Origin of the sequence: Pseudoduganella rhizocola (genome assembly GCF_045984285.3) — a bacterium.
Taxonomy (GTDB): domain Bacteria; phylum Pseudomonadota; class Gammaproteobacteria; order Burkholderiales; family Burkholderiaceae_D; genus Rugamonas.
The window spans coordinates 272,927-297,849 of the sequence record NZ_JBJQIK030000002.1 but is presented as its reverse complement, the minus strand read 5'-3'; the positions used below and the strand labels follow the sequence as shown (position 1 = coordinate 297,849).

Genomic DNA, 24,923 nt, shown 5'->3' with positions numbered 1-24,923 from the left:
CCGCTTCGGCGGGGATTTTTCTATTGAAGGACGAATATATGGATAGCCATATCGCGGCGGTGGAACTGGGCAAGGCCTATCGCCTGATCAACCATGGGCCGACGGTGCTGGTCTCGGCGCGCCACGGCGGCGTGGACAACGTGATGTCGGCAGCCTGGTGCTGCGCCCTCGATTTTGCACCGCCCAAGCTGACCGTGGTGCTGGACAAGGCGACCAGGACGCGTGCGCTGGTGGAGCGCAGCGGCCAGTTCGTGATCCAGGTGCCCACGGTGGCCCAGCTGCAGCTGACGCAGGACGTGGGCAACCGCAGCCTGGCGGACATGCCTGACAAGCTGCCGCGCAGCGGCGTCCAGCTGTTCGATATCGGCGGCCATGCACTGCCCTTTGTCGCCGGATGCTCCGCGTGGCTGGCCTGCAAGCTGATACCGGAGCCGCACAACCAGCAGGCCTACGACCTGTTCATCGGCGAAGTGACGGCCGCCTGGGCCGATACGCGCGTATTCAGCCAGGGCCGCTGGCATTTCGAGGATGCCGATCCCTCCCTGCGCAGCCTGCACCATATCGCCGGGGGACATTTCTACGCCATCGGCGAGCCCTTGGCCGCCCGCAACGACGAAGCATAGAGGCAGATCAAGGCAGGCCATTGCCCGAAGGTATATTTTTCCGGCAGGAATCTTCTTCGGCGGTGGCAATGCTCAACTTCGAACGCTCCAGCCTCAGCCAGAAGCTGACGCTGACCTCCCTGCTCTCTACTGGCAGCGCGCTGCTGGTGGTATTCGTGGCATTCGCGTTCGCGACGGTGCATCACCAGCGCGCGGCCCAGGAGCGCCAGCTCGCCACGCTGGCCGAGACCACGGGCGCGCAAAGCATCGTGCCCCTGCTCGGCGCGGACCGCGCGGCCGCGCAGCAGGTACTCGGCGTGCTCGCCACCCAGCCCGGCATCCAGTGCACGGCCCTCTTCGACCGCAACGGCGCCCTCTTCGCCACAGCTGACCTCGTGTCCACCTTGGTGCCTGCCCCCAAGGTGGACACGAGGTCAGCTGTGGCACGCACGGTCTGGATAGGACCGCCATGGGACCCGGCGCTGCGCCTGTATCGTCCTCTGCATGTAGATCAGCACCTGGTCGGCATCGTCATGATCGAAGCGAACCAGCGCCAGCTCCTGATGGACATCGCCGAAAGCCTGGCGCTGACCGGGGCAGCAAGCGCCATCGCCCTCGCCATTGCGCTCTTCTTCGCCAGCCGCTTCCGCACCAGCATCGCGCAGGCAATCACGCAGCTGATCACCGCCGCGCGCCAGGTCTCGCACAGCCAAACCTATGCGCAGATCGAGCACCAGCGAAGCGACGAACTGGGCACCCTGATCGACAGCTTCAACGCCATGCTGTCGCAGGTGGAGCAGCGCGACCTCAAGCTGCTGCAATACCGTGACCAGCTGGAACGCCAGGTCAGCCTGCGCACTGAGCAGCTGGAGAAGGCCAAGAATGCGGCCGAAGCGGCAAGCCAGGCCAAGAGCGCCTTCCTGGCCAATATGAGCCACGAAATCCGCACGCCGATGAATGGTGTGCTGGGCATGACCGAGCTGCTGCTGGCCACCCCGCTGAACGAGCAGCAACGCCATTACACCGACACCGTCAAGCGCTCCGGCGAGCACCTTCTGGTGATCATCAACGACATCCTCGATTTCTCGAAGGTGGAAGCGGGCAAGCTCACCGTCGAGTACATCCACTTCAACCTGCGCGAACTGCTGGACGATATCGACTACGTCTTCACGCCGCAGGCGCAGGCCAAGCAGCTGGCGATGGATTTCGACATCGCGCCCGATATTCCGGTTGCCGTCTGCGGCGATCCGAACCGGCTGCGCCAGGTCATCGTCAACCTGCTGGGCAATGCGGTGAAGTTCACGGACCAGGGCCGCATCCTGCTGCGTGTTTCAATCACGGCGGAAGACGCGCAAGCCGTATGCCTGCGCATCGAAGTGCAGGACACGGGCATCGGCATCTCCCGCGAAGCGCGCGACCATATCTTCGATTCCTTCTCCCAGGCCGATGGCTCCACCACCCGCAAGCACGGCGGCACCGGCCTGGGACTGGCCATCTCCAAGCAGCTGGTGGAACTGATGGGCGGCGCCATCGGCATGGAACAGCCCTTGGGACGCGGCTCGCTGTTCTGGTTCACGGTGCGCTTCGACAAGCGCGCCATCGAAGCCGAGGCGCCGGCCGGCAGCAAGCAGCTGCGGGCGCTCATCGTGGATCCCGACCCGGAAGGCCGGCAGGCGCTCGAAAGCACGCTCACACGCTGGCAGCTGCGCTGCGATACCGCCTGCGATGGCGACGAATGCCTGCACCTGCTGCGCGCCGCCATCGCCTGCGGCCAGCCTTACGACGTGGCCCTGATCGATATGGCGCTGCCCATCCTCAGCGGCCTGGCGCTGGGGGCGGAGATCAAGGCAGATGCCGAGCTGTCCGGCGTGCGCCTGCTCCTGCTCAGCACCGAACGCTCTGCGGCGGACACGCGCCAGCGGCGTGAAGCCGGTGTGGCCTTCCAGCTGATCAAGCCCGCGCGCGAAGGCGATCTGTACGCCTGTATCGTCGCGCCGCTGCGCGCCAGCGAAGGCGTGCGTCCCGGCGCTCCTGCGCCTGCGCTGCGCCGCTCCACCCAGAAGCGCCTGACCGCACTGCTGGCCGAGGATAATCCCGTCAACGTGGAAGTCGCTTCCGCCATGCTGCAGACACTGGGTTTCGATGTGCGGCATGCGGCGAACGGCGAGCAGGCTGTGCGCGCGGTGCAGGAAGGCGGCATCGACGTGGTGCTGATGGATTGCCAGATGCCGGTGATGGACGGCATGGCGGCAACCGCCGAAATCCGCCGCCGCGAACAGCAGGAAGGCGGCATGCGGCAGCTGCCCATCATCGCCATTACCGCCAATGCCCTGCAGGGCGACCGCGAAACCTGCCTCGCCGCCGGCATGGACGACTACCTGAGCAAGCCTTTCACCCAGCAGGGCCTGGCCGAGCTGCTGGCGCGCTGGATCGCCCTGCCCCGCGCCGCAACGGTGCACCACGGCGACCTGCAGGTTCCGGCGCTGGCGGTGCGCGAAGCAGCCATCAACCAGAAAGCCCTGGATGCAATCCGCGCGCTCGGCAGCCAGGGCGAAGCGCTGCTGGAGCGCGTGATTCATACCTATGTGGACGATACCCCCGCCATGCTGCGCCAGCTGCACGCTTCGGTGCAGAACGGCGACACGCAGGCCATGCGGCAGGCGGCGCACAGCCTGAAGTCCAGCAGCGCCAACGTGGGCGCGGATGCGCTGGCGCAGCTGTTCCGGGAAATCGAACAACTGGGACGGCAGGGCACGGCGCATGGCGCATCCGTGCTGATGGCCGATATAGACCGCGAATTCAGGGCAGTCCGGCAGTCCTTCAGCGCCATGCTTGAAAAGGAGACCTGATATGGCCACCGTGCTGGTTGTGGACGACGATCCCGTGATGCGCATGCTGATGCTGCGCATGCTCGAACAGGTCGGGCTTCCCGCCATCGAGGCGGAGAACGGGGAACGCGCCCTTGCATTGTTCGCCGAACGCTCTCCCGGCCTGGTGCTGCTGGACGTCGACATGCCGGGAATGGACGGCTTCGCCGTATGCCGCGCGATTCGCGCCCAGGAACAGCATCATGCGGTTCCTGTCATTATGGTGACGGGCGGCGATGACCTGGACGCCGTGACGCAGGCTTATGAAGACGGCGCCACGGACTTCGTTTCCAAGCCGATCAACTGGCCCATTCTCGGCCACCGCGTGCTCTACGTGCTGCGCGCCAGCGACGCGATTGCACGGCTGCGCGTGGCGGACGCGCATAACCGCGCCGTGCTGGCGGCCATTCCCGACACTTTCTTCCGCCTGAGTCCCGAAGGCGTGTACCTCGACTATGAACAGGGCCATGCCCCGGCGGCGGTATTCAACGAACAGGCCTGCGCAGGCCGCCACGTCAGCGAAGTGCTGCCGGAGCCGATTGCAGGGCGGCTGATGGCGCAGCTGGAAGCGGTGCTCAGCACGCAAAGCATCCGCTCGGTCGACTATGAGCTTGAACGCGACGGCGCCGTGCATCACTTCGAAGCCCGGCTGGTCAACACCGGCGCCGGCGCGGTGCTCGGCCTGGTGCGCGATATCAGCGAACGCAAACGCACGGAGGAGCAGATACGGCGCCTGGCCTATTGCGACAGCCTTACCGGCATTCCGAACCGCCAGGCTTTCCTGGAAACCCTGGAGCGTGAACTGGCGCGCTCGCGCCAGCACGGCAACAAGTTCGCCGTGCTGTTCATGGACCTGGACTCCTTCAAGCGCATCAACGACACGCTGGGCCACGATATCGGCGACCTGCTGCTCAAGGTCGTCTCCGAACGCCTGCGCGAAACGATACGCCCCAGCGACATGGTCTCGCGCAGCGAACACGCCAACCTGGCGCGCCTGGGCGGCGACGAATTCACCATCCTGATTCCCGACCTGGAATGCGTGGATGACGCGCTGAACGTGGCGCACCGCGTGCGCGACGCCATGCGCCGTTCCTTCCTGCTGGACGGCCACGAGATCTTCGTCACGGCCAGCATCGGCATCTCGCTCTATCCCGAGGACGGCGAGGACTGCACCTCGCTGCTGAAATACGCCGACACCGCCATGTACCACGCCAAGAACTGTGGCAAGAACAACGCAAAACTGTACAGCTCCTCCCTCACCACGCAGATCATGAGCCACGTAAAACTGGAAGTGGGACTGCGCAAGGCCTTGCAGAACAACGAGCTATACCTGCTGTACCAGCCGCAGTTCGACGTGCCTACCGCACGCATCGTTGGTGTGGAAGCGCTGGTGCGCTGGCGGCATCCGGAACTCGGCGTGATTCCGCCCAACGATTTCATTCCGCTGGCCGAGGAAACGGGCCTGATTGTGCCGATCGGCGCCTGGGTGCTGCATACCGCCTGCCACCAGGCGCGCGCCTGGCAGCGGCAGTGCCACCGGGCGCTGCGCGTTGCAGTCAACCTGTCGGCGCGGCAGTTCAAGGATGAAGGCCTGGCGCAGACCGTGCTCGCCGTGCTGCACGACACCGGCCTCGATCCGCGCATGCTGGAGCTGGAGCTGACCGAGGGCACGCTGATGGATGACGCGCTCGCCACCATGGCCACGCTGGAGCAGTTGCGCGGCATCGGCGTATACCTGTCGATCGACGATTTCGGCACCGGCTATTCGTCCATGAATTACCTGAAACGCTTCGATGTGCGGGCACTCAAGATCGACAAGAGCTTTATCAGCGGCCTGCCGCAGGATTCGGAAAACGCCGCCATCACGCGGGCCATCATCGCGATGGCGCATGGCCTCAAACTGGCCGTGGTGGCGGAAGGTGTGGAGACCGGCGAGCAGCTGGCCCTGCTGCAGCAATACGGCTGCGACCTGGCCCAGGGCTACCTGCTGGGCAGGCCGTCGCCGGAGCATGCGATTACGGAGATGCTGGCGGTGCCTGCGCTGAACCAGTAGCTCAGGTGCTGCGGCGGTCCAGCATGGCGCGGGCGATGGTGCCGGCATCCACGTATTCCAGCTCGCCGCCAACCGGCACGCCGCGCGCCAGCCGCGTTACCTGCAGGCCGCGCGCCTTCAGCATCTCGCTGATGTAATGGGCGGTGGCTTCGCCTTCGTTGGTGAAGTTGGTGGCGAGGACTACCTCCGCCACCGTGCCGTCGGCAGCGCGCGACAGCAGCTTTTCCAGATGGATGTCCTTGGGCCCGATGCCGTCCAGCGGCGACAGGCGGCCCATCAGCACGAAGTACAGGCCTTTGTAAGTCAGGGTCTGCTCGATCATGGCCTGGTCGGCCGGCGTTTCGACTACGCAGAGCAGGCGCCGGTCGCGCGCCTCGTCGGAGCACAGTTCGCAGACTTCGGATTCGGTGAAGGTGTTGCAGAGCGCGCAGTGGTGGACGGCTTCAACCGCCTGGTACAGGGCGCGCGACAGCATGGCCGCGCCGTCGCGGTCATGCTGCAGCAGATGGAAGGCCATGCGCTGCGCCGACTTGGGCCCCACGCCGGGCAGGCGGCGCAAGGCTTCGGTCAGGAACTCCAGCGATTTGGCCATGACTTCCTTAGAACGGCATCTTGAAACCGGCCGGCAGGTTCATGCCGGCGGTCAGGCCGCTCATTTTCTCGGCGGCGGTGGCTTCGGCCTTGCGCACGGCGTCGTTGAAGGCGGCGGCCACCAGGTCTTCCAGCATGTCCTTGTCGTCCGCCAGCAGCGACGGGTCGATGGACACGCGCTTCACGTCATTCTTGCAGGTCATCACAACTTTAACGAGGCCGGCGCCGGACTGGCCTTCGACTTCGATCAGGGCCAGCGATTCCTGGGCCTTCTTCATATTGTCCTGCATGGCTTGCGCCTGCTTCATCAAACCGGCGAGCTGATTCTTCATCATGATGGTGTACTCCGTAGTAGTTCCGAGGGAATTGTAATTAATGTGCGGGGGTCACTGGCGCAACGATGGAGCCGGCGACCACGAAGGCGCCAAACTCGCGCGCCATGGCCTGCACGAAGGGATCGTTGTTGACGGTCTGCTCGGCCGCGCGCTGGCAGGCCTCGCGGTGCGCCTGCGCTTCGGCCGTGGTGGTGTACCACACCGGACCGGTTTCCGTTTCCACGCGCGCCGGACGGCCGAAACGCTCGCTGAGCGCAGCGGTCAGTTTCTCGATGTTCGGCGGCGTGCACCAGGTGTCGATCGGGCAGCGCAGCTTGAACAGCGCCGCGTTGCCGTCGATGGTGCAGCTCACCAGCTCGGCCTGCGTGGCCAGCTGCTGCGACACGCCGCGCAGCGGCAGGTGAGCGGCCAGCATCGGCCAGTTGCCGTCCCAGTTCAGCTCCGGAACGGGCGTGATCACATATTCATATGGGGCCTTGGCCGGCGCCTTGGCCTGCGCCGGGCGTGCCACTGGCGCGGCCGGGAATTCCTCGCCGTCCATGTGAGCGGCGCCTGCAGGCGTGGCGCTGTCGTCGGATAATTCAGTGACCCACGGCGGCAGGTCGTCTTCTTCCGTCACCGGCGCAGACTGGCGGGCCGCCGGCTGCGCGGGCGCAGTTTGCGTCTGCTGCGCTTGCGGCGGTGCTTCGATGACGGCGGCGTCGCCGATGTTCGCGTCTTCGGGTGCATCCTCCCATGGTGCGGGGGCGCGGGCGGCAGGCCTTTGCGCTGCGGCTTGCGGCTGTGGGGCTGCGGCCGATTGCGCCTGCGGCGCGGCGACGGCTTGCGGCTGCGGCGTGGCGGCTTGAGGCTGCGGCGCTGCGGCGGACGCCGATGGTGCGGCAGAAGCGCCTCCAGCGTCCGGCGTGACTTTCATTGACGGACGCGCACCGGTACGCGCCAGCGTTGCGGCGCGCGCGGCTTCCAGCGCAGCGTTGATTGCAGCGCGCGCCGGGCTTACTGGGCCTGACGATGCAGGACGCGGCGCCGCTGGTGCTGCCTGTGCGGCTGCTGCCTGCGGTGCCGGTGCGGGAGCCGCAGCGGCTGGTGCCTGCGGTGCGGACGCTTGCGGCGCCGGTGCTGCGGCAGCAACGGGCGCTTGGGGTACCGGCGCTTGCGGAGCCGCAGCAGCCGGCGCCTGGGCGCCTTGTGCCGCTGCCGGCTCGGGTTCGCCGAAGGCGGCAGCCATTGCCGCTGCGTCAGAGGCTGGGGATGTGCCAGCTCGCGGCGCAGTTGCCGGCTCGCTCACTGCTTGCGCAGCGGCAGCCCCCGCCACCACGGCCGGATGCGGCGTCATGCTCGCATGGCTCGCGAGCGAAGCCGAGGCCGCGCGCGGCGCAACGCCTGCCGCAGCCGCCGCAGCGCGTGCCGGATTCGGACCGGCAGGACGAGCCGCTACCGGCGCAGCCGGGAGTCCCTCTGCGCCGCCGATGCCGGGCCGAAAGGCAAGCATGCGTAGCAGCGTCATGGTGAAGCCCGCGTATTCATCCGGCGCGAGCCCGAGCTCGTTCCGCCCATGCACGCAGATCTGGTAATACAGCTGCACTTCCTCGGCATCGAAAGACTGCGCCAGGCGCACGATGTCCGCGTGTTCCGGCAAATCTTCCGGCACCGCCGACGGCACCGTCTGCGCCAGCGCGATCCGGTGCAGCAGCGTGCCCAGGTCCTGCAAGGCGCCGTTATAGGACAGCGAGCGCGAAGCCATTTCATCGGCCACCGCCATCAGGTCGGCGCCATCCTGGTTCGCCAGCGCGTCCAGCAGGCGCACGAGGTAAGACTGGTCCAGCGCGCCCAGCATGCCTTGCACAGCATCCAGCGTCACCGCGCCTGCCGCGTAGGCAATCGCCTGGTCGGTCAGCGACAGCGCATCGCGCATCGAACCATGCGCGCCCTGTGCCAGCAGGCGCAAAGCGGGCTGCTCGAAGCTGACGTTTTCCTGGCCCAGGATATTTTCGAGGTGGCCGACGATATGCCCCGGCGGCATCTGCTTCAGGTTGAACTGCAGGCAGCGCGACAGCACGGTGACAGGAATCTTCTGCGGATCGGTGGTCGCCAGGATGAATTTCACGTGCTCCGGGGGCTCTTCCAGCGTCTTCAGCATCGCATTGAAGGCGTGATTGGTGAGCATGTGCACCTCGTCGATCATATAGACCTTGAAGCGCGCATTTGACGGGGCATACACCGCCTGCTCCAGCAGCTGCGCCATTTCATCGACGCCGCGGTTGGACGCCGCGTCCATCTCGATATAGTCCACGAAGCGGCCGCCATCGATGGCGGTACAGGCTTCGCACACGCCGCAAGGCGTGGCGGTGATGCCGCCCTGCCCGTCCGGGCCCGTGCAGTTCAGCGACTTGGCCAGGATACGCGACAGCGTGGTCTTGCCGACACCGCGGGTGCCGGTAAACAGATAGGCATGGTGCAGACGTCCCGTGCCCAGCGCATGCGTCAGCGCACGGACGACGTGCTCCTGGCCAACGAGCGTTTCAAAGTTCCGGGGACGGTATTTGCGAGCGAGGACTTGATAGGACATTCAGTGATTTTACCGTAGTTGGAGAGCCGTGAGGTCAACAATAGCCAAACCTCTTCACTTCGCTTACACTTGATTTTTTCCTAACACAACAACCATGAAAAAACTCCTGCCCGTCTTCCTGCTGCTGCTCGCCAGTTCCGCCATCGCACAAGAGCGCGAATGGATCCCGTACAAGAAATTCGTCGAATCGCTGAAGCTGGACAAATACTATTCCCTGCCGGCCGCGCAGCGCGACAAAATTGACCTGAGCCTGAAGATCATCCCACAGAACAAGGCCATCAAACCGGGCGACATCGGCCTGGCCGTGGTGCACAGCGGCGGCCGCACCCCGCTGCCGCTGGACGCCGAGGGCCGCATGCATGTGGTGCCGAATGCCAAATGGCTGGCGGAAGACGCCAAAATCATGACAACCATGCCAACCGGCGAAAAGGCGCGCATGGCCTACATCCTGAATGCCCTGGTCCCGGCGGGCACGCAATGGCCGTATGCGAACCTGATGGGCAGTGTGGAGCAGTCGAACGAGGCAATCGGCAAGGTGGCGGGTGCTTTCAGCCTGTTTGCGCCGAAAATGAAGTGGATCGTGCTGAAATTCGACCAGCCGGCCAAGGTAACGGTGCAAGCCCGCGCCGGCGCGCTGCAGTACGCCACCGATGCGAAGCACCAGATCCGGCTGAAGCCGGATAACGCGCTGCTGAAGGAAAATCCGCTGATGGTAGCGACCGCACGGCCGCTGGAAGCGGAACTGATGGAAGACGAATAAGGAGGCGAGCCTGATCTGCGGCACTTGCGGTTAACAGCCGTGGCTGCTTCGTTCCCGACCTGACCAGGTTAGCCATGCCGCAATGCGCAGGGGCCCGCCCGGCGAACATTATACCTGCTCCCGCCATAAGTGGGAAATCCGATAGCCGAGCCCGTGTCCACCTTGGTGCCTGACCCCAAGGTGGACACGGGCTCGGCGATTCAGAGGCCGAGCTCCTGCCAGATCTGGTCGACCTTCTGCTTGACCTCGGGGGACATGTGGATCGTCGTGCCCCATTCGCGGGTGGTTTCGCCGGGCCACTTGTTGGTGGCGTCGATGCCCATCTTGCTGCCAAGGCCGCTTACCGGCGAGGCGAAATCGAGGTAGTCGATCGGGGTGTTGTCCACCATCGTGGTGTCGCGCGTGGGGTCCACGCGGGTGGTGATGGCCCAGATTACCTCGTTCCAGTCGCGGATGTTGACGTCTTCGTCCACCACCACGATGAACTTGGTATACATGAACTGGCGCAGGAAGCTCCACACGCCGAACATCACCCGCTTGGCATGGCCCGCGTACTGCTTGCGGATCTGCACCACCGCCATGCGGTAGCTGCAGCCTTCCGACGGCAGGTGGAAGTCGATGATTTCGCTGAACTGCTTTTGCAGCAGCGGCACGAACACTTCATTCAGGGCCAGGCCCAGCATCGCCGGTTCGTCCGGCGGTTTACCTGTATACGTGGAGTGGTAGATCGGGTCGCGCCGCATCGTGATGCGGTCGATGGTGAAGACCGGGAACCAGTCCTGCTCATTATAGTAGCCGGTGTGGTCGCCATACGGGCCTTCCAGCGCATGCTCGTAGCCCGATGGATGGTTTTCGTCCGGGTAGATATGGCCTTCCAGGACGATTTCGGCCGATGCCGGCACCCGCAGCTCGCTGCCGATGGCCTTCGTCAGCTCGGTGCGGCTGCCGCGCAGCAGGCCGGCGAACTGGTATTCGGAGAGGGAATCCGGCACCGGCGTCACCGCGCCCAGGATGGTTGCCGGGTCGGCGCCCAGCGCCACGCAGACCGGGTAAGGCTGGCCAGGATTGCGGATGGCATGCTCGCGGAAATCCAGCGCGCCGCCCCGGTGCGCCAGCCAGCGCATGATTACTTTATTAGGGCCCAGCACCTGCTGGCGGTAAATGCCCAGGTTCTGGCGCTTCTTGTTAGGGCCCTTGGTAATCACCAGCCCCCATGTAATAAGGGGCGCCACATCGCCCGGCCAGCAATGCTGGATCGGCAGGCGGCCCAGGTCCACGTCCTGCCCTTCCCACACGATCTCCTGGCAGGCCGCGCCGCGCTGCTCCTTGGGCGACATGTCCCACAGCGATTTCACCAGGGAGCCAAGCCCCATCAGGTCCTTGAAGTCCTTGGGCGGTTCCGGCTCCTTGAGCTGCGCCAGCAGGTGGCCGATGCGGCGCAGTTCGCTCACATCCTCGGCGCCCATGCCCAGCGCCACGCGGCGCGTGGTGCCGAACAGGTTGCCCAGCACCGGCATCGTGAATCCGGCGGGGTTTTCGAACAGGAGCGCCGGGCCGCCGGCCCGCAAGGTGCGGTCGCAAACCTCCGTCATCTCCAGATGTGGCGAAACTGACAAGGAAATGGGCTTTAATTCGCCCATTTTTTGCAGTTGGGAAATAAAATCACGCAGATCTGAGTATTTCATACAATTTTTACGATTTTTATGCTTCGGACGCCCATTCTGAGCTCTTCCGGTCAAGTGGTTGATTCTATTGGTTTTTGCTCATCCATAGCTCCAAAACCTAGATTCAAAAGTTATAAAAAACAGTTGTGTTAGTATTGACTGGATATAAAACGGCTTCTACAATTCGTTTTACTTGAAGCGAGTTATGGCAATTTCGTCAACAGAGTTGCCTCTCATTCATTCACGGAGTCCGGGCTCCATCAGACATTTTAAGGAGTGTTTTCCAGGGCGTCTGCCCTCCCCCCGGTACAAGTTGTATTGCAACTGGCCCACTGAGAGGCCAGCTCAAGCAAGCAATCTCGCGTTCGAAGCGCGCTCCCTGCGGCGACGAACGATTAATTTCTGTGTACGGCATTGGCGTATCTGCAGCACGGCGCGAACTCGCGCGGCGCATGCACGCTCTTTTCGGACATTAGGGGAGTTCTTAATGAATATTCGCATTACCGGGATGGCTGGTGCCGCCCGCTCGCTGGCTGTATCGCCAGTCGCGCGCCTTGCTGCGCAACGTGTTTCTCTTCGCAGTGTATTTACGACTGCTCAACATACCCTCACCGTATTCGGCGTCAGCGCCCTGGTGATGATCGCTGTCCTGTTTGCCCGCCCAGACCTGGCGCGCTCCCTGTCCAAGGCGATTGCCGAAGACGAAGCTGTGGCGCCGGCTGTCGTGGCCCCGCCGCTGTCGGCCCTGATGGAAGCCCCGGCCGTGAAACCGGTCTCCGCCGCCGCTGAAGAAGCGCCGCTGACAGAGGAAGAAAAAGCCCTGATGGGCACCCGCAAGCAGCAGGAGTGGGTGACGTCCTGGCTGGCCAAGCGCTACCGTGTGGCGGGCGACGCGACCAATATGCTGGTGTCCACCGCCTACCTGACGGCACGCGAGATCAAGCTGGATCCGCTGCTGATCCTGGCCGTGATGGCGATCGAATCCGGCCTCAATCCCTTCGCGGAAAGCCCGATGGGCGCGCAGGGCCTGATGCAGGTGATGTCCAAGGTCCACCACGACAAGTTCCAGGAAATGGGCGGCGTGCAGGCGGCGCTGAACCCGGTGGCGAATATCCGCGTCGGTTCGCTGATCCTGAAGGACTATGTGACCCGCGGCGGTTCGGTGGAAGCCGGCCTGAAGAGCTATGTGGGCGCGGCCGCCTTTGAAACCGATGACGGCTACGGCTCCAAGGTGCTGGCCGAATACCGCCGCCTGAAGCAGGTTTCGGCGGGCAAGAAGGTGCCGACCTTCACCGCGCCTTCCGCACCGGTCCTGGCCAAGACGACGACAGTGCAGGCGCCGGCCGTGGCCTCCGCCGCCCCGGCGGCCGCGACCGAACTGGCCGGTCTCTGATCTAGCGATTCCTCCCGAATGCCGTCCGGCTCACGCCGGGCGGCATTTTTGTTTTCGGCAGCTCCGCAGACAATGAGAATGAGAAGTGTTATCATTCACTGTTTGTTATCATTGTTTCGGAGAAATTTGGTATGTCGACCCGCCCTGCCCTGACCCGCTGCGCCGCTGCCGTGGCCCTTGCCCTGCTCGCACAGCAGTCGTTTGCCCAGGATGCGGCGCTGGAGACCGTGCAGATCACCGGCAACTGGCTGGGATCCGGCCTGCAGAACAGCGTGAAGAACTTCGCCGGCGCGCGCACCGTGGTGCAGAAGGATGAGATCGACCAGACCGGCGCCGCCTCGATTGCCGACGTGCTGCGCCGCATTCCGGGCGTGCAGGCCAGCGAGAACTCGGGCACGGCCGGCAGCGCCATTTCCCTGAACATCGGCGTGCGCGGCCTCACCGGTCGCTATTCGCCGCGCTCCACCGTGCTGCTGGACGGCGTGCCGCTGGCCGTGGCGCCTTACGGCCAGCCGCAGCTTTCCTTCGCGCCGGTGAGCCTGAACAATATCGAATCGATCGACGTGGTGCGCGGCGGCGGCGCGGTGCGCTACGGCCCGCAGAACGTGGGCGGCATCATCAATTTCAGCACCCGGGCCATTCCTGAAACGGCAGGCACGGTGAGCGGCGACGCCAGCCTGCGCTACAACGACTTCAGCGAAGGCGGCCATAATACGCAGTACAGCGCCTTCATCGGCGCACAGGGCGAGAATGGCCTGGGCGTGGCGATCCTGTATTCCGGCATGGACGGCACGGAATGGCGCGCGGGCAGCGATGAGAAGATCAATGACCTGGCCTTCAAGTTCCGCTACCGGATCGATGCCGCCAGCCAGTTCTACGGCAAGCTGTCCTATTACGATGTCACCTCGAAAACGCCGGGCGGGCTCACGGTGGCGCAGTACAAGGCCGATCCTTTCCAGAACACCCGTCCTACCGACTTCTGGAACGGCGAACGCAAAGGCATCGACCTCGGCTACCTGAACGCGCTGTCCGCGACCCAGGAATTCGAGATCAAGACCTATTACAACGAGAGCACGCGCCAGAGCGCCCTGATTAATGCCGCCCGCACCCAGCTGGCCTACCAGCCGCGCAACTACACGGTGCTCGGCATCGAGCCGCGCTATACCCAGCGTGTGGTATCCGGCGCGGCAACGCATGACATCACGGCCGGCTACCGCTACCTGCGCGAGCGCGGCGACGACAACAGCTACAACCTGACCATCGCCAGCGGCGCGCGCAGCGCCACCGTGAGCTTCGACAACCAGACCGACGCCCACGCCTTCTATATTGATGACCGCATCGCCTTGGGCGCCTGGCGCATTACGCCGGGTGTGCGCTTCGAGCACATCGAATCGCAGCGCGATGACCGCGCCGCCCGCAGCAGCTTCGAAACCGAAAACGACAAGGCCCTGCCTTCGCTGAACGTGGCCTACCTGGTGAATCCGGCGCTGACCCTGTTCACCAACTACAGCACTTCCTTCGGCCCGGTGCAGAACCTGCAGCTGAACTCCCAGACCGCCAGCAATCCCCTGAAGCCTGAACTGGCCAAGACGGCTGAGCTGGGCGCGCGCTACAAGCACAAGGGCCTGAGTGCGGAAGCGACCATCTACCAGCTGCGCTTCGATAACCAGATCATCCAGGTGCCGGGCATCACCCCGGCCACCTTCCGCAATATCGGGGCGACGCACCACGAAGGCCTCGAGAGCGCCATCGACTACCGCTTCGACCGCGACGGCGCACTGGCGGGCTTCGAGGTCTATGCCAACTACAACTATACGAAGGCGATCCAGAAGTCCGGCGATACCATCGGCAAGGACGTGCCCTTCTACTCGCGCAATACCGGCACCGTCGGCGCGCGCTACGCGGTGGGCGCCTTCACCATCAACCTGTCCGGCACGGCGCAGAGCAAGCAGTATTCCGACGCGGCCAATACCGTGGCGGAAGCGGCCAATGGCGGCGTTGGCCGGATCCCCGGCTTCAATGTGTGGAACGCGCAGCTGGGCTACAAGCTGGGCGGCGTAGAACTGCTGGCGGGCGTGAACAATGCCGCCGACAAGCGCTATTACACCCGTAACGTGGACGGCAACGCAGGCCGCATGGTGGGCGCACCGCGCACCGTGTACCTGCAGGCACGCACCAGCTTCTGATGGCATTGAAACTCCGGCAGCTGTGGCTGCGCACGCACCGCTGGCTGGGGCTGGGCGTCGGCTGGATCCTGGCACTGGTGGCGCTGATGGGCGCCCTCATGGTGGTGGTGGGGCCGCTGGACCGGGTCCTGCACCCGGAGCTGTTCATGGCGCGTTCCGGGCCGCAGGCCATGGTGGCGCTGGAGCCGCTGCGCGCGCGGCTCGTTGATGAATTCGGCAAGGACGCTACCCTCACCTTCCGCCCGCCGCGCGAAGCGGGCGACAGCCTGTGGGTGCTGGTGCGCGCCAAATGGAGCGGCACCGTCTATATCGATCCTGCCAACGGCCTTGAACAGGGCCGCCGCGGCGAATCCGAGGGTTTTCGCAACTCCCTGTTCAAGCTGCACAGCGCACTGGGCCTGGGGGATACCGGCAAGGCCATCCTGGCCTGGATTGCGCTGGGCTATCTGTTCTTCCTGATCAGCGGCCTGGTGCTGTGGTGGCCGCGCCGCTGGCCCCCCTCGCTGCGCATCGAGCTGCGCAAAGGCTTGCTGCGGGGGCTGTTCGACCTGCACCGCACCGGCGGCGCCGTGCTCGGCCTGCTGATCGCCGTCTCCGTCGCCACCGGCGCCTACATGGCGTGGCGCCCGCTGGGTGAGGTCGTCACCTCGCTGGCCGGCGGCACGCCCGTGAAGCCGCCCAAGGTGCCGAAAACCAGCGCGAAGCTGGCGCCCGTCTCGCTGGATACGCTGGTGGCCACGGCGCGCGCGCAATTTCCCGATGGCGCGGTCGGCTATATCCAGGTGCCGGGACAGGACAGCCGCCCGGTACGCATCCGCCTCATCCTGCCGGACGACCCGCACCCGAACGGCCTCACCTCCGTATGGATGAACCCACGCGGCGGCGCCGTGCTGGGTATGAACCGCTGGAATGAACTGGACCCCGGCGCGCGTGCGGTAGCCATCGTTTATCCACTGCATACGGGCGAGCTGGGCGGCGCCTGGCTGGAGGCGCTGGTCATGCTCAACGGCCTCATGCTTGGCACCCTGGGCATCAGCGGCATCTCGCTGTGGTGGAAGCGCCGCCGCCCTTAATTCGCTGTTTTGTATCAAAACTACGTAAACAAGTAATTTTGACTACACTTGTTTCACGCCAAAAACTCACCATTTCTCACTCAATATACCCCAGTCACGTCTTTCCTTGACTTTTTATGTAGTTAAACTACTGTAAACGGGGCCAGCCTATTAAATATTTCAAACTCCCGCCCCGGCAGGCTGGCACCCTGTAGATAAAAACACTGGAGACTGAAATATGAAGACCGGACTGAAAGCTTCACTCTTGCTGCTTGCACTGAACCTGGCCCCGGCCTGGGGCGCGCCGGACACCAGCGTCACGAACAAGCAGAGTTTCGCCACCGATGTGATCTACCAGATCGTCACCGACCGCCTGCTCGACGGCAACGCGGCCAACAATCCCAGCGGCACTTCCTTCTCGGCCGGCTGCACCCAGAAAAAGCTCTACTGCGGCGGCGACTGGAAAGGCATCCAGAACAAGATCGACGATAACTACTTCAGCAATATGGGCATCACCGCGCTGTGGATCTCGCAGCCGGTGGAAAACATCACCGCCGTACTGAACTACTCCGGCACCAACAGCACTTCCTACCACGGCTACTGGGCGCGCGATTTCAAGAAGCCCCATCCCGCCTTCGGCAGCCTCACGGACTTCAGCAACATGGTCAACGCGGCCCACGCCAAGAACATCAAGGTGATCATCGACTTCGCGCCCAACCACACCTCGCCGGCCGACTCCGCCAATGCGGGCTTCGGCGAAAACGGCAAGCTGTATGACAACGGCACGCTGATGGCCTCCTATGCCAGCGACCCGAACGGCTATTTCCACCACAACGGCGGCACCAGCTTCTCCAACCTGGAAGACGGCACCTACCGCAACCTGTTCGACCTGGCCGACCTGAACCACGCGAACAGCACCATCGATCTGTATATGAAGGCGGCCATCAAGATCTGGCTGGACCTGGGCATCGACGGCATCCGCTGGGACGCGGTCAAGCACATGCCTTTCGGCTGGCAGAAAAACATCATCGCCTACATCAACGGCTACAAGCCGGTGTTCTCCTTCGGCGAATGGTTCCTCAGCCCGAACGAGGTGGATACGGCGAACCATTATTTCGCCAACCGCAGCGGCATGAGCCTGCTGGACTTCCAGTTCGGGCAGAAGGTGCGCCAGGTCTTCAAGGACGGCAGCGCGGACATGGTGAGCCTGAACCAGATGATCAGCGATACGGCCAGCCAATACACCGTCGTCAATGACCAGGTCACCTTCATCGACAACCACGACATGGATCGCTTCCAGGTCTCGGGCGCCAATAACCGCAAGCTGGAACAGGCCCTGGCCTTCACCCTGACCTCGCGCGGCGTGCCCGGCATTTATTACGGTACCGAGCAGTACATGACCGGCGTGGGCGATCCCAATAACCGGGCCATGATGTCGTCCTTCTCCACCACCACCCAGGCCTACAAGCTGATCCAGGCGATTGCGCCGCTGCGCAAATCGAATCCCGCCCTCGCCTACGGCAACACCACGCAGCGCTGGCTGAATTCGAATGTCTATATCTACGAACGCAAGTTCGGCAGCAATGTGGTGGCCGTGGCCATCAACCGCGACCTGGTGAATGCGCAGCCGATCTCCGGCTACATCACGCAGCTGCCGGCCGGCAGCTATACCGATGTGCTGAACGGCCTGGGCTTCAACGGCAACAACATCACCGTGGGCGCCGGCAGCGGCGTCAGCAACTTCACGCTGGCGGCAGGGGCCATCGCGGTCTGGCAATCGGCGCCGGCGATCACCACGCCGACCGTCGGCCATGTCGGCCCGATGATGGCGGCGCCCGGCAACACCATCACCATCGACGGCCGCGCCTTCGGCAGCACCAAGGGCACGGTGAATTTCGGCGCGACCGTGGTCAGCGGCGCCGATATCCTGTCGTGGGAAGCCACGCAGATCAAGGTGAAGGTGCCCTCGGTGGCGGCGGGCATGTATGGCGTGACGGTGAAGACCTCGGGCCTCGTGAGCAGCAATACCTACAACAACTTTGAACTGCTCAGCGGCCCGCAGGTCATGGTGCGCTTCGTGGTGCAGAATGCCGCCACGCTGTCCGGCCAGAATATCTACCTCACCGGCAGCAACTACGAGATGACCAACTGGAGCGACGCCACGCCGCTCGGCCCCATGTTCAACCAGGTGGTGTACCAGTATCCGAACTGGTACACGGACGTGAGCGTGCCGGCCAACTCCAGCATCAGCTTCAAGTTCATCCGCAAGGGTGCCGGCATCGTGACGCCGGTCTGGGAGACCGGCTCCAACCATACCTTCACCTCGCCCGCCACCGGCACCGCGACCGTTACCGTGCCTTCGCAGCTGCCGTCGCCGTAAACGCAAAAGGCCAGCCCGCGGGCTGGCCTTTTTTGCCGCCGGACGCGCTCAGCGCTTCTTGTCGGCCGCCACTTCCTCGGCGCGCAGCTGGCCTGCCAGCTTGTCCAGCACACCGTTCACGTATTTGTGGCCGTCGATGCCGCCGAAGGACTTGGTCAGCTCCACCGCCTCGTTGATCACGACGCGGTAAGGAATTTCCAGGTTGTTCTTCAGCTCATAGGCGCCGATCAGCAGCACGGCGTGCTCGATCGGGGACAGCTCGGCCACGCCGCGGTCCACCAGCGGCGCGAAGGTGTCGCGCAGGGCCACGGAATCGGCAATCGCGCCATGCAGCAACTGGGTGAAGTATTCGGCGTCGGCCTTGTCGAAACCATGGGCGGCGCGGATGTTGTTGACCACGGTGGACGCGGCCTCGTTATTCAGCAGCCACTGGTACAGGCCCTGCAGCGCGAACTCGCGCGCGCGGTGGCGCGGCGTGCGGTTCTTGCTCGGGTTGGCGTGCACGGATTTATCGTTCATTCTGGTGTATTCCTGATGTAATTACTCGTCGTCGCCCTGGTCCTGGTGCAGCTCTTCGAGCGCAATCGCCAGGTTGGCCATTTCCACGGCGACGCGCGCGGCGTCCGCGCCCTTGACGGCCATGCGCACTTCCGCCTGCTCGTCGTTCTCGGTGGTCAGCACGGCATTCGCGATCGGAATGCTGTAGTCCAGGCCGATGCGGGTGATGCCGGCGCCGGACTCGTTCGACACCAGCTCGAAGTGGTAGGTCTCGCCACGGATCACGGCGCCCAGCGCCACCAGTGCGTCGAACTGGCCGGATTCGGCCATCTTCTGCAGCACCAGCGGGATTTCCAGCGCGCCCGGCACGGTCACGTGCAGCACATCCTCGTCCGCTACGCCCAGGTGCTTGAGCTCGGCCAGGCAGGCCGACAGCAGGCCGTGGCATACGTCTTCGTTGAAACGCGCTTGCACGATGCCGATGCGCAGGCCTTCGCCGTTCAGGTTGGTTTCGTAGCTTCCTACGGTCATGACATACCTCTTCTTGATTGGGGTTGAATTATTGGGCCGGCTTGGCCAGGTAGCCGGTCACTTCCAGGTCGAAGCCTGTCATCGACGGCATCTTGCGCGGGCTGGCCAGCAGCTGCATCTTGCTCACGCCGACCGCGCGCAGGATCTGGGCGCCGATACCGTAGCTGCGCAGGTCCATGCTGGCGGCGCGGCCGGCCGGCTTCGCGGCAGGCTTGTCCAGCGCTTCCAGCTGGTCGAACAGCTGTGCCGCCGTCTCGCCGCAGTTCAGCAGCACCATCACGCCCTGCTCGGCCGCCTTGATCGCTTTCAGCGAGGAGGACACATTCCAGGAGTGGGTGGTGGCTTCGGTTTCCAGCAGGTCCAGGATCGATACCGGCTGGTGCACGCGCACCAGCGATTCGCGGCCCGGCTTCATCTCGCCGTGCACCAGCGCCAGGTGGGCAGAGCCGCTCGGCTTGTCACGGAATGCAATCATACGGAAATCGCCGTGGGCCGTGCGCAGCGGACGCTCGGCCACGCGCTCCACCATGCATTCCTTCTGGCTGCGGTAGTGGATCAGGTCGGCGATGGTGCCGATTTTCAGGCCGTGTTCCTTGCCGAATTCCAGCAGGTCCGGCAGGCGGGCCATGGTGCCGTCGTCCTTGACGATCTCGCAGATCACCGAGGCCGGGGTCAGGCCCGCCATCGCGGTCAGGTCGCAGCCCGCTTCGGTATGGCCGGCGCGCATCAGCACACCGCCTGCCACCGCGCGCAGCGGGAAGATGTGGCCCGGCTGCACGATATCGCTCGGCTTGGCGCCCTTGGCAACGGCCACCTGGATGGTCCTGGCGCGGTCCGCCGCGGAAATACCGGTGGTAACGCCTTCCGCCGCTTCGATCGACACCGTGAAATTGGTGCCGAAGGAGGTGCCGTTCTTGGTCGCCATCATCGGCAGTTCCAGGCGGTCGCAGATTTCCTCGCTCAGCGTCAGGCACACCAGGCCGCGGGCGTGGCGGATCATGAAATTGATGGCTTCGGGCGTGACGAAGTCGGCTGCCAGCACCAGGTCGCCTTCGTTTTCGCGGTCTTCCTCATCGACCAGAATCACCATGCGGCCGGCGCGCAGCTCGGCAACAATTTCTTCGGTGCTGGAGATAGTCATATTCTTTTCCTTCAATTCGGGAACAGCTACTAATAACCCGCTATTTTAAAGGATTTGCCGCAAGCCCACCGGGAAACCGGCTGACAACATCATTTCCAGACAGCCAATTCGTGAAATGCTACACAATAGCAAGAAACAATTTGGCAATCAGCGGATGACTGGAATAAGATGAGCCGGAAGAATAGGCGTGCGCCCGCGGCGGGACGCGCGGAGTAGCATAAAACCAAGAATCACCAAAAGCGCTGCCTGGTACCAATGGCCACCATACTGATCGTCGACGACCGTCCAACGAACCGCCACTACCTGCTGACCTTGCTCGGCTTCACGCCGCATCGCCTGCTGGAGGCCGGGGACGGCGCCGAGGCGCTCGCGCTGGCGCGCACCCATCGTCCCGAGCTGGTCATCACCGACGTGCTGATGCCGACCATGGACGGCTATGAGTTCGTGCAGCACCTGCGCGCCAGCCCGGACCTGGCCCACACCCCCGTTATCTTCTTCAGCGCCACCTATTCCCTGCCCGAACTGAGGACCATGGCGGCCAGCTGCGGCGTGCGCACGGTGCTGCCGAAACCGGCCGATCCGCAGCAGATACTGGACGCCGTGCAGCTGGAACTGGGCGAGAACGGCGAAATGGCGGGCGCCGAAGCGGCCGTGGAAGCGGTGCGCCAAGTGCCCTATCCCGAGCCCTCCGCCATCCTGAGCACCGTGGACCGCATGGCTGCACTGCACGAACTGAGCCTGCATCTGAACGGCGAGCGCGATGCGGCCAGCATGGCGGCCCTGTTCTGCCATACGGCGGCGCGCATCCTGGAAGCGCGCATCCTCGTTTTGTGCCTGCTGGATGCGCATGAAACCTCGGTGCAGCATATAGAGACGGTGGGTATCGACGCCGGCGTCCTGCGCCCCGTGCTGCTGGAGCGCGCCTCCTTCCCCGGCAACATGATGGATGACGGAGAAATCCTGCGGCGCTGCGCCGGCGATGGCGACATGCCTGCGCTGCCGGGCGGCCATCCGCAAGTGCCGAACCTGCTGGGCCTCGCGGTCCGCGACCAGTACCACCTCTATGGCTGGCTGTATGCGGCGGACCGCGTAGGTGCGCCCTGCTTCAACGACGAGGACGAACAGTTCATCCGCATGCTGGCCGCGCAGCTGGCTGTGGCTTACGAGAACATGAACCTGTACGAGGTGGTGCAGCGCCACGCGGCGCAATTGCAGATGGAGGCGTCGGCCCGCCGTAGCGCCGATGCGGCGCTGCGCGCCAGCGAGGCGCGCTACCGCGCCATGACGCAGTCTGCGCCGGACGCCATCATCGGCCTGGACGAGAAGCAGCGCGTGCTGCACTTCAACCGCGCCGCCGAAGTCCTGTTCGGCTACCGCGCCGACGAAATCATCGGCCAGTCCATCGTGCAGCTGATTGCGGAACGCTCGCGCGAAGAACATATGAACCGCTTCGAACGCTACCGCAAAACCAGCGAGCGTTATTACAGCGGGCGGGTGGTGGAGCTGTTCGGCATCCGCAAGAACGGCGAAGAATTCAGCGCCGAACTGTCACTGTCGGTCGTGAACATCGAAGACGAGCAGATGTTCACCGTGATCCTGCGCGACACCACGGCGCGCCGTGCGCTGGAGGAGCGCCTGCGCCTGTCGGCCCAGGTCTTCGACAGCACGCAGGAAAGCATCATGATGACGGATGCCGACGCCAACATCATCGCCGTCAATCCCGCATTCGAACAGATTACCGGCTATAGCGAGCACGAAGTGCTGGGCCAGAATCCGCGCCTGCTGCGCTCCGGCCGGCACGACAGCGCCTTCTACCGCACCATGTGGCATGCACTGGAAACCGATTTCCAGTGGCGCGGCGAGATCTGGAACCGCCGCAAGAACGGCCAGGTGTATCCGGAGCGGATCAGCATCAACGCGGTGCGCGACCAGCGCGAGAAAGTGACCGGTTATGTGTCCGTGTCCAGCGACATCAGCGCGCTGAAGGAAGCCCATCACCAGCTGGACTTCCTCAGCAATCACGATCCGCTCACGCTGCTCCCCAACCGCAACCTGCTGAACGACCGCCTGCAGCTGGCCATGACGGCGGCGGAACATAGCGGCAAGCAGGTCGCGCTGCTGCTGTTCAATATCGACCGTCTGCAGCGGATCAACGACGCGCTGGGACACGACGCTGGCGACACCCTGCTGCAGGAAGTTGCGTCGCGCGTGAGCGGCATTGTGACGCCGGGCGACACGCTGGCCCACCTCGGCGCCGACGAATTCGCCCTGCTGCTGACCAAGTGCCAGGATGTGGATGCCGTGATCGTGTGCGCGCGCCGCCTGATGGAACAGGTGGCCCAGCCGATACGCCTGCAGGGGCAGGAAGTGTATGTCACGGCCAGCGTGGGCATCAGCATTTATCCGCGCGACGGCGCCACGCCGGGCGCCCTGCTGATCGGCGCCGACGTGGCGCTGTCGCACGTAAAGGATTCGGGCCGCAACGGCTTCCACTTCTATACCGGCGAAATGAATGCGCACGCGCTGCGCTGGATGTCGCTGGAAGTGCACCTGCGCCATGCCATCGAGCGCAAGGAACTGCAGTTGCACTACCAGCCGCAGGTGTCGCTGAAAGACGGCAAGGTGAAAGGCATGGAAGCGCTGCTGCGCTGGAACTGCGCCGAACTGGGTGCGATCTCGCCGGCTGACTTCATTCCGCTGGCCGAGGACAGCGGCCTGATTCTCTCCATCGGCAACTGGGTGATCGAGGAAGCCTGCCGCCAGAACAAGGCCTGGCAACTGGCGGGGCTGCCGCCGCAGACGGTGGCCGTGAACGTCTCCGCACGCCAGTTCTCGGCCGGCACCCTGCCCGGCGTGGTGCGCCGCGCCCTCAATTGCAGCGGGCTGGCGCCGCAGTATCTCGAAGTGGAACTGACCGAAACAGTGATGATGCAGGACAGCGAGCATACGCAGATGCAGTTGAACGAACTGTCCTCGATGGGGGTATCGATCTCGCTGGACGATTTCGGCACCGGCTATTCCTCGCTGGGCTACCTGTCGCGCTTCCGGCTGGACAAGCTGAAGATCGACCAGACCTTCGTGCGCAACATCACCAGCGAACCGCGCAGCGCCGCCATTGCGCAGGCGACGACGGCGCTGGCGCATGGCCTGAACCTGGTGGTGGTGGCGGAAGGCGTAGAGACCGAGGGCCAGCTGAACTTCCTGCGCACCATGGGCTGCGACAAGATCCAGGGCTTCCTGTTCAGCCGTCCGCTGCCTGCCGACGAATTCGCCGCCCTGCTGCGCGAGCAGCGCTGCCTGAAACCGGTGAACGACGAAAGCACGCCGCCGCGCACGCTGCTGCTGCTGGACGACGAGCCGTCGGTGCTGTACGCGCTGGAACGCCTGTTCCGGCGCGAAGGCTACAACATCCTGCTGGCGCACAGCGCCAGCCAGGCGCTGGAAATAATGGCCTGCAACGAGGTGCAGGTGGTGATATCGGACCAGCGCATGGCCGAAATGCACGGCACCGAATTCATGGCGCGGGCGCGCGAGCTGCATCCCAACACGGTGCGCATGATCCTGTCCGGCTATGCGGACATGGCCAGCGTAAAGGACGCCGTGAACCGCGGCGCCGTCTACAAATACCTGAGCAAGCCCTGGGACGACGAAGAGCTGCGCAGCGCCGTGCGCGAAGCCTTCCAGCGCGCCGAAACCCCCGACAAGCGCCGCATCGGCTGAGCCTGCGACACCTTGGGGCCAGGCCCCAGGTGTCGGGTACGGCCATCCGGCGGACTCGGCCGTTGATGCCTCTGCCATAAGCGGGCGGCGCACGCCCGGCAATCCGCATAAGATAGTCGTGCTTCACCCTTCCCTACAAATTTCTGAAGGAGTACACGATGAAGACTCATGGCTCGGCCGTCTGGTCCGGCGGCATCAAGGATGGCAAAGGCGCAATCAGCACCCAGAGCGGTGCGATGAAAGACTACCCTTACGGCTTCGCCAGCCGTTTCGAAGGCAAACCGGGCACCAATCCGGAAGAACTGATCGGCGCCGCCCACGCGGGCTGCTTCACCATGGCCCTGTCCCTGATCCTCGGCGAGGCCGGCTACACGGCAGAGAAAATGGACACCAGGGCCGAAGTCACGCTGGACAAGGTCGATGACGGCTTCTCCATCACCGCCGTACACCTGACCCTGCAGGCCAAAATCCCCGGCGCCGACAATGCGAAGTTCCAGGAACTGGCGGCCAAGGCCAAGGCAGGCTGCCCCGTCTCCAAACTGCTGAATACCAGCATCACGCTGGACGCGACGCTGCTGTAA

17 protein-coding genes and 1 other RNA gene are annotated in these 24,923 nt (G+C 64.2%); 10 read left to right on the top strand and 8 right to left on the bottom strand.

Annotation, left to right across the window (positions count from 1 at the left end; genetic code table 11):
* The first annotated feature begins 38 nt into the window (after positions 1-38).
* The 3 genes from ACJRPG_RS04970 (at position 39) to ACJRPG_RS04960 (ending at position 5,522) form a co-directional block, all read left to right on the top strand.
* On the top strand, positions 39-623 hold the full coding sequence (locus ACJRPG_RS04970; protein WP_407998934.1) for a flavin reductase family protein: 585 nt from the start codon (positions 39-41) through the stop codon (positions 621-623).
* Between the two features lie 68 nt (positions 624-691).
* A complete protein-coding gene (locus tag ACJRPG_RS04965; RefSeq protein WP_407998933.1) occupies positions 692-3,451 on the top strand; it encodes a response regulator in 2,760 nt (919 codons plus the stop codon).
* A 1-nt stretch (position 3,452) separates the two neighbouring features.
* On the top strand, positions 3,453-5,522 hold the full coding sequence (locus ACJRPG_RS04960; protein ID WP_407998932.1) for a putative bifunctional diguanylate cyclase/phosphodiesterase: 2,070 nt from the start codon (positions 3,453-3,455) through the stop codon (positions 5,520-5,522).
* A gap of 1 nt (position 5,523) precedes the next feature.
* Here ACJRPG_RS04960 and recR read toward each other — a convergent pair whose 3' ends face one another.
* The 3 genes from recR to dnaX are packed head-to-tail and all read right to left on the bottom strand — an operon-like array spanning position 5,524 to position 9,017.
* On the bottom strand, positions 5,524-6,114 hold the full coding sequence (gene recR, locus ACJRPG_RS04955) for a recombination mediator RecR (RefSeq protein WP_407998931.1): 591 nt from the start codon (positions 6,112-6,114) through the stop codon (positions 5,524-5,526).
* Positions 6,115-6,121: 7 nt separating this feature from the next.
* The gene (locus ACJRPG_RS04950; protein WP_112937853.1) at positions 6,122-6,448 is read right to left on the bottom strand and encodes a YbaB/EbfC family nucleoid-associated protein; all 327 of its coding nucleotides are present in this window, start codon (positions 6,446-6,448) and stop codon (positions 6,122-6,124) included.
* 37 nt (positions 6,449-6,485) lie between these two features.
* Entirely contained in the window at positions 6,486-9,017 is a 2,532-nt protein-coding gene (gene dnaX / locus ACJRPG_RS04945) for a DNA polymerase III subunit gamma/tau (protein WP_407998930.1), read from the bottom strand.
* Positions 9,018-9,111: 94 nt separating this feature from the next.
* On the opposite strand from dnaX, the gene ACJRPG_RS04940 reads away from it, so the two are divergent.
* Positions 9,112-9,777: a hypothetical protein gene (locus ACJRPG_RS04940; RefSeq protein ID WP_407998929.1), complete on the top strand. Its 666-nt coding sequence runs from the start codon at positions 9,112-9,114 to the stop codon at positions 9,775-9,777.
* Here the strand turns inward: ACJRPG_RS04940 and ffs are convergent.
* Together ffs and ubiD are read right to left on the bottom strand one after the other, a co-directional pair.
* Positions 9,778-9,876, bottom strand: an RNA gene (gene ffs / locus ACJRPG_RS04935) — signal recognition particle sRNA small type.
* 101 nt (positions 9,877-9,977) lie between these two features.
* Entirely contained in the window at positions 9,978-11,462 is a 1,485-nt protein-coding gene (ubiD, locus tag ACJRPG_RS04930; RefSeq protein ID WP_407998928.1) for a 4-hydroxy-3-polyprenylbenzoate decarboxylase, read from the bottom strand.
* A 616-nt stretch (positions 11,463-12,078) separates the two neighbouring features.
* Here ubiD and ACJRPG_RS04925 point away from each other — a divergent pair.
* The 4 genes from ACJRPG_RS04925 to ACJRPG_RS04910 all read left to right on the top strand — a co-directional run bounded on the left by ACJRPG_RS04925 (position 12,079) and on the right by ACJRPG_RS04910 (position 18,452).
* A complete protein-coding gene (locus ACJRPG_RS04925; RefSeq protein WP_407999378.1) occupies positions 12,079-12,834 on the top strand; it encodes a transglycosylase SLT domain-containing protein in 756 nt (251 codons plus the stop codon).
* 131 nt (positions 12,835-12,965) lie between these two features.
* Entirely contained in the window at positions 12,966-15,020 is a 2,055-nt protein-coding gene (locus tag ACJRPG_RS04920) for a TonB-dependent receptor family protein (protein ID WP_407998927.1), read from the top strand.
* Entirely contained in the window at positions 15,020-16,093 is a 1,074-nt protein-coding gene (locus ACJRPG_RS04915; RefSeq protein ID WP_407998926.1) for a PepSY-associated TM helix domain-containing protein, read from the top strand. The genes ACJRPG_RS04920 and ACJRPG_RS04915 overlap by 1 nt, the downstream gene beginning before the upstream one ends.
* Positions 16,094-16,310: 217 nt before the next feature.
* Positions 16,311-18,452 (top strand): alpha-amylase family glycosyl hydrolase, encoded by a 2,142-nt coding sequence (locus ACJRPG_RS04910; RefSeq protein ID WP_407998925.1) that lies wholly within the window; start codon positions 16,311-16,313, stop codon positions 18,450-18,452.
* Positions 18,453-18,500: 48 nt separating this feature from the next.
* On the opposite strand, the gene nusB is transcribed toward ACJRPG_RS04910, so the two are convergent.
* Genes nusB through ribBA form a run of 3 tightly spaced genes read right to left on the bottom strand, consistent with a single transcriptional unit; the run spans position 18,501 to position 20,622 of the window.
* Positions 18,501-18,971, bottom strand: a complete 471-nt coding sequence (gene nusB / locus ACJRPG_RS04905) for a transcription antitermination factor NusB (protein WP_407998924.1) — start codon at positions 18,969-18,971, stop codon at positions 18,501-18,503.
* A gap of 21 nt (positions 18,972-18,992) precedes the next feature.
* A complete protein-coding gene (gene ribH / locus ACJRPG_RS04900; protein WP_407998923.1) occupies positions 18,993-19,481 on the bottom strand; it encodes a 6,7-dimethyl-8-ribityllumazine synthase in 489 nt (162 codons plus the stop codon).
* A gap of 28 nt (positions 19,482-19,509) precedes the next feature.
* Positions 19,510-20,622 (bottom strand): bifunctional 3,4-dihydroxy-2-butanone-4-phosphate synthase/GTP cyclohydrolase II, encoded by a 1,113-nt coding sequence (gene ribBA / locus ACJRPG_RS04895; RefSeq protein ID WP_407998922.1) that lies wholly within the window; start codon positions 20,620-20,622, stop codon positions 19,510-19,512.
* 255 nt (positions 20,623-20,877) lie between these two features.
* On the opposite strand from ribBA, the gene ACJRPG_RS04890 reads away from it, so the two are divergent.
* Positions 20,878-24,342, top strand: a complete 3,465-nt coding sequence (locus ACJRPG_RS04890) for an EAL domain-containing protein (protein ID WP_407998921.1) — start codon at positions 20,878-20,880, stop codon at positions 24,340-24,342.
* Between the two features lie 158 nt (positions 24,343-24,500).
* Positions 24,501-24,923, top strand: a complete 423-nt coding sequence (locus ACJRPG_RS04885; protein WP_407998920.1) for an OsmC family protein — start codon at positions 24,501-24,503, stop codon at positions 24,921-24,923.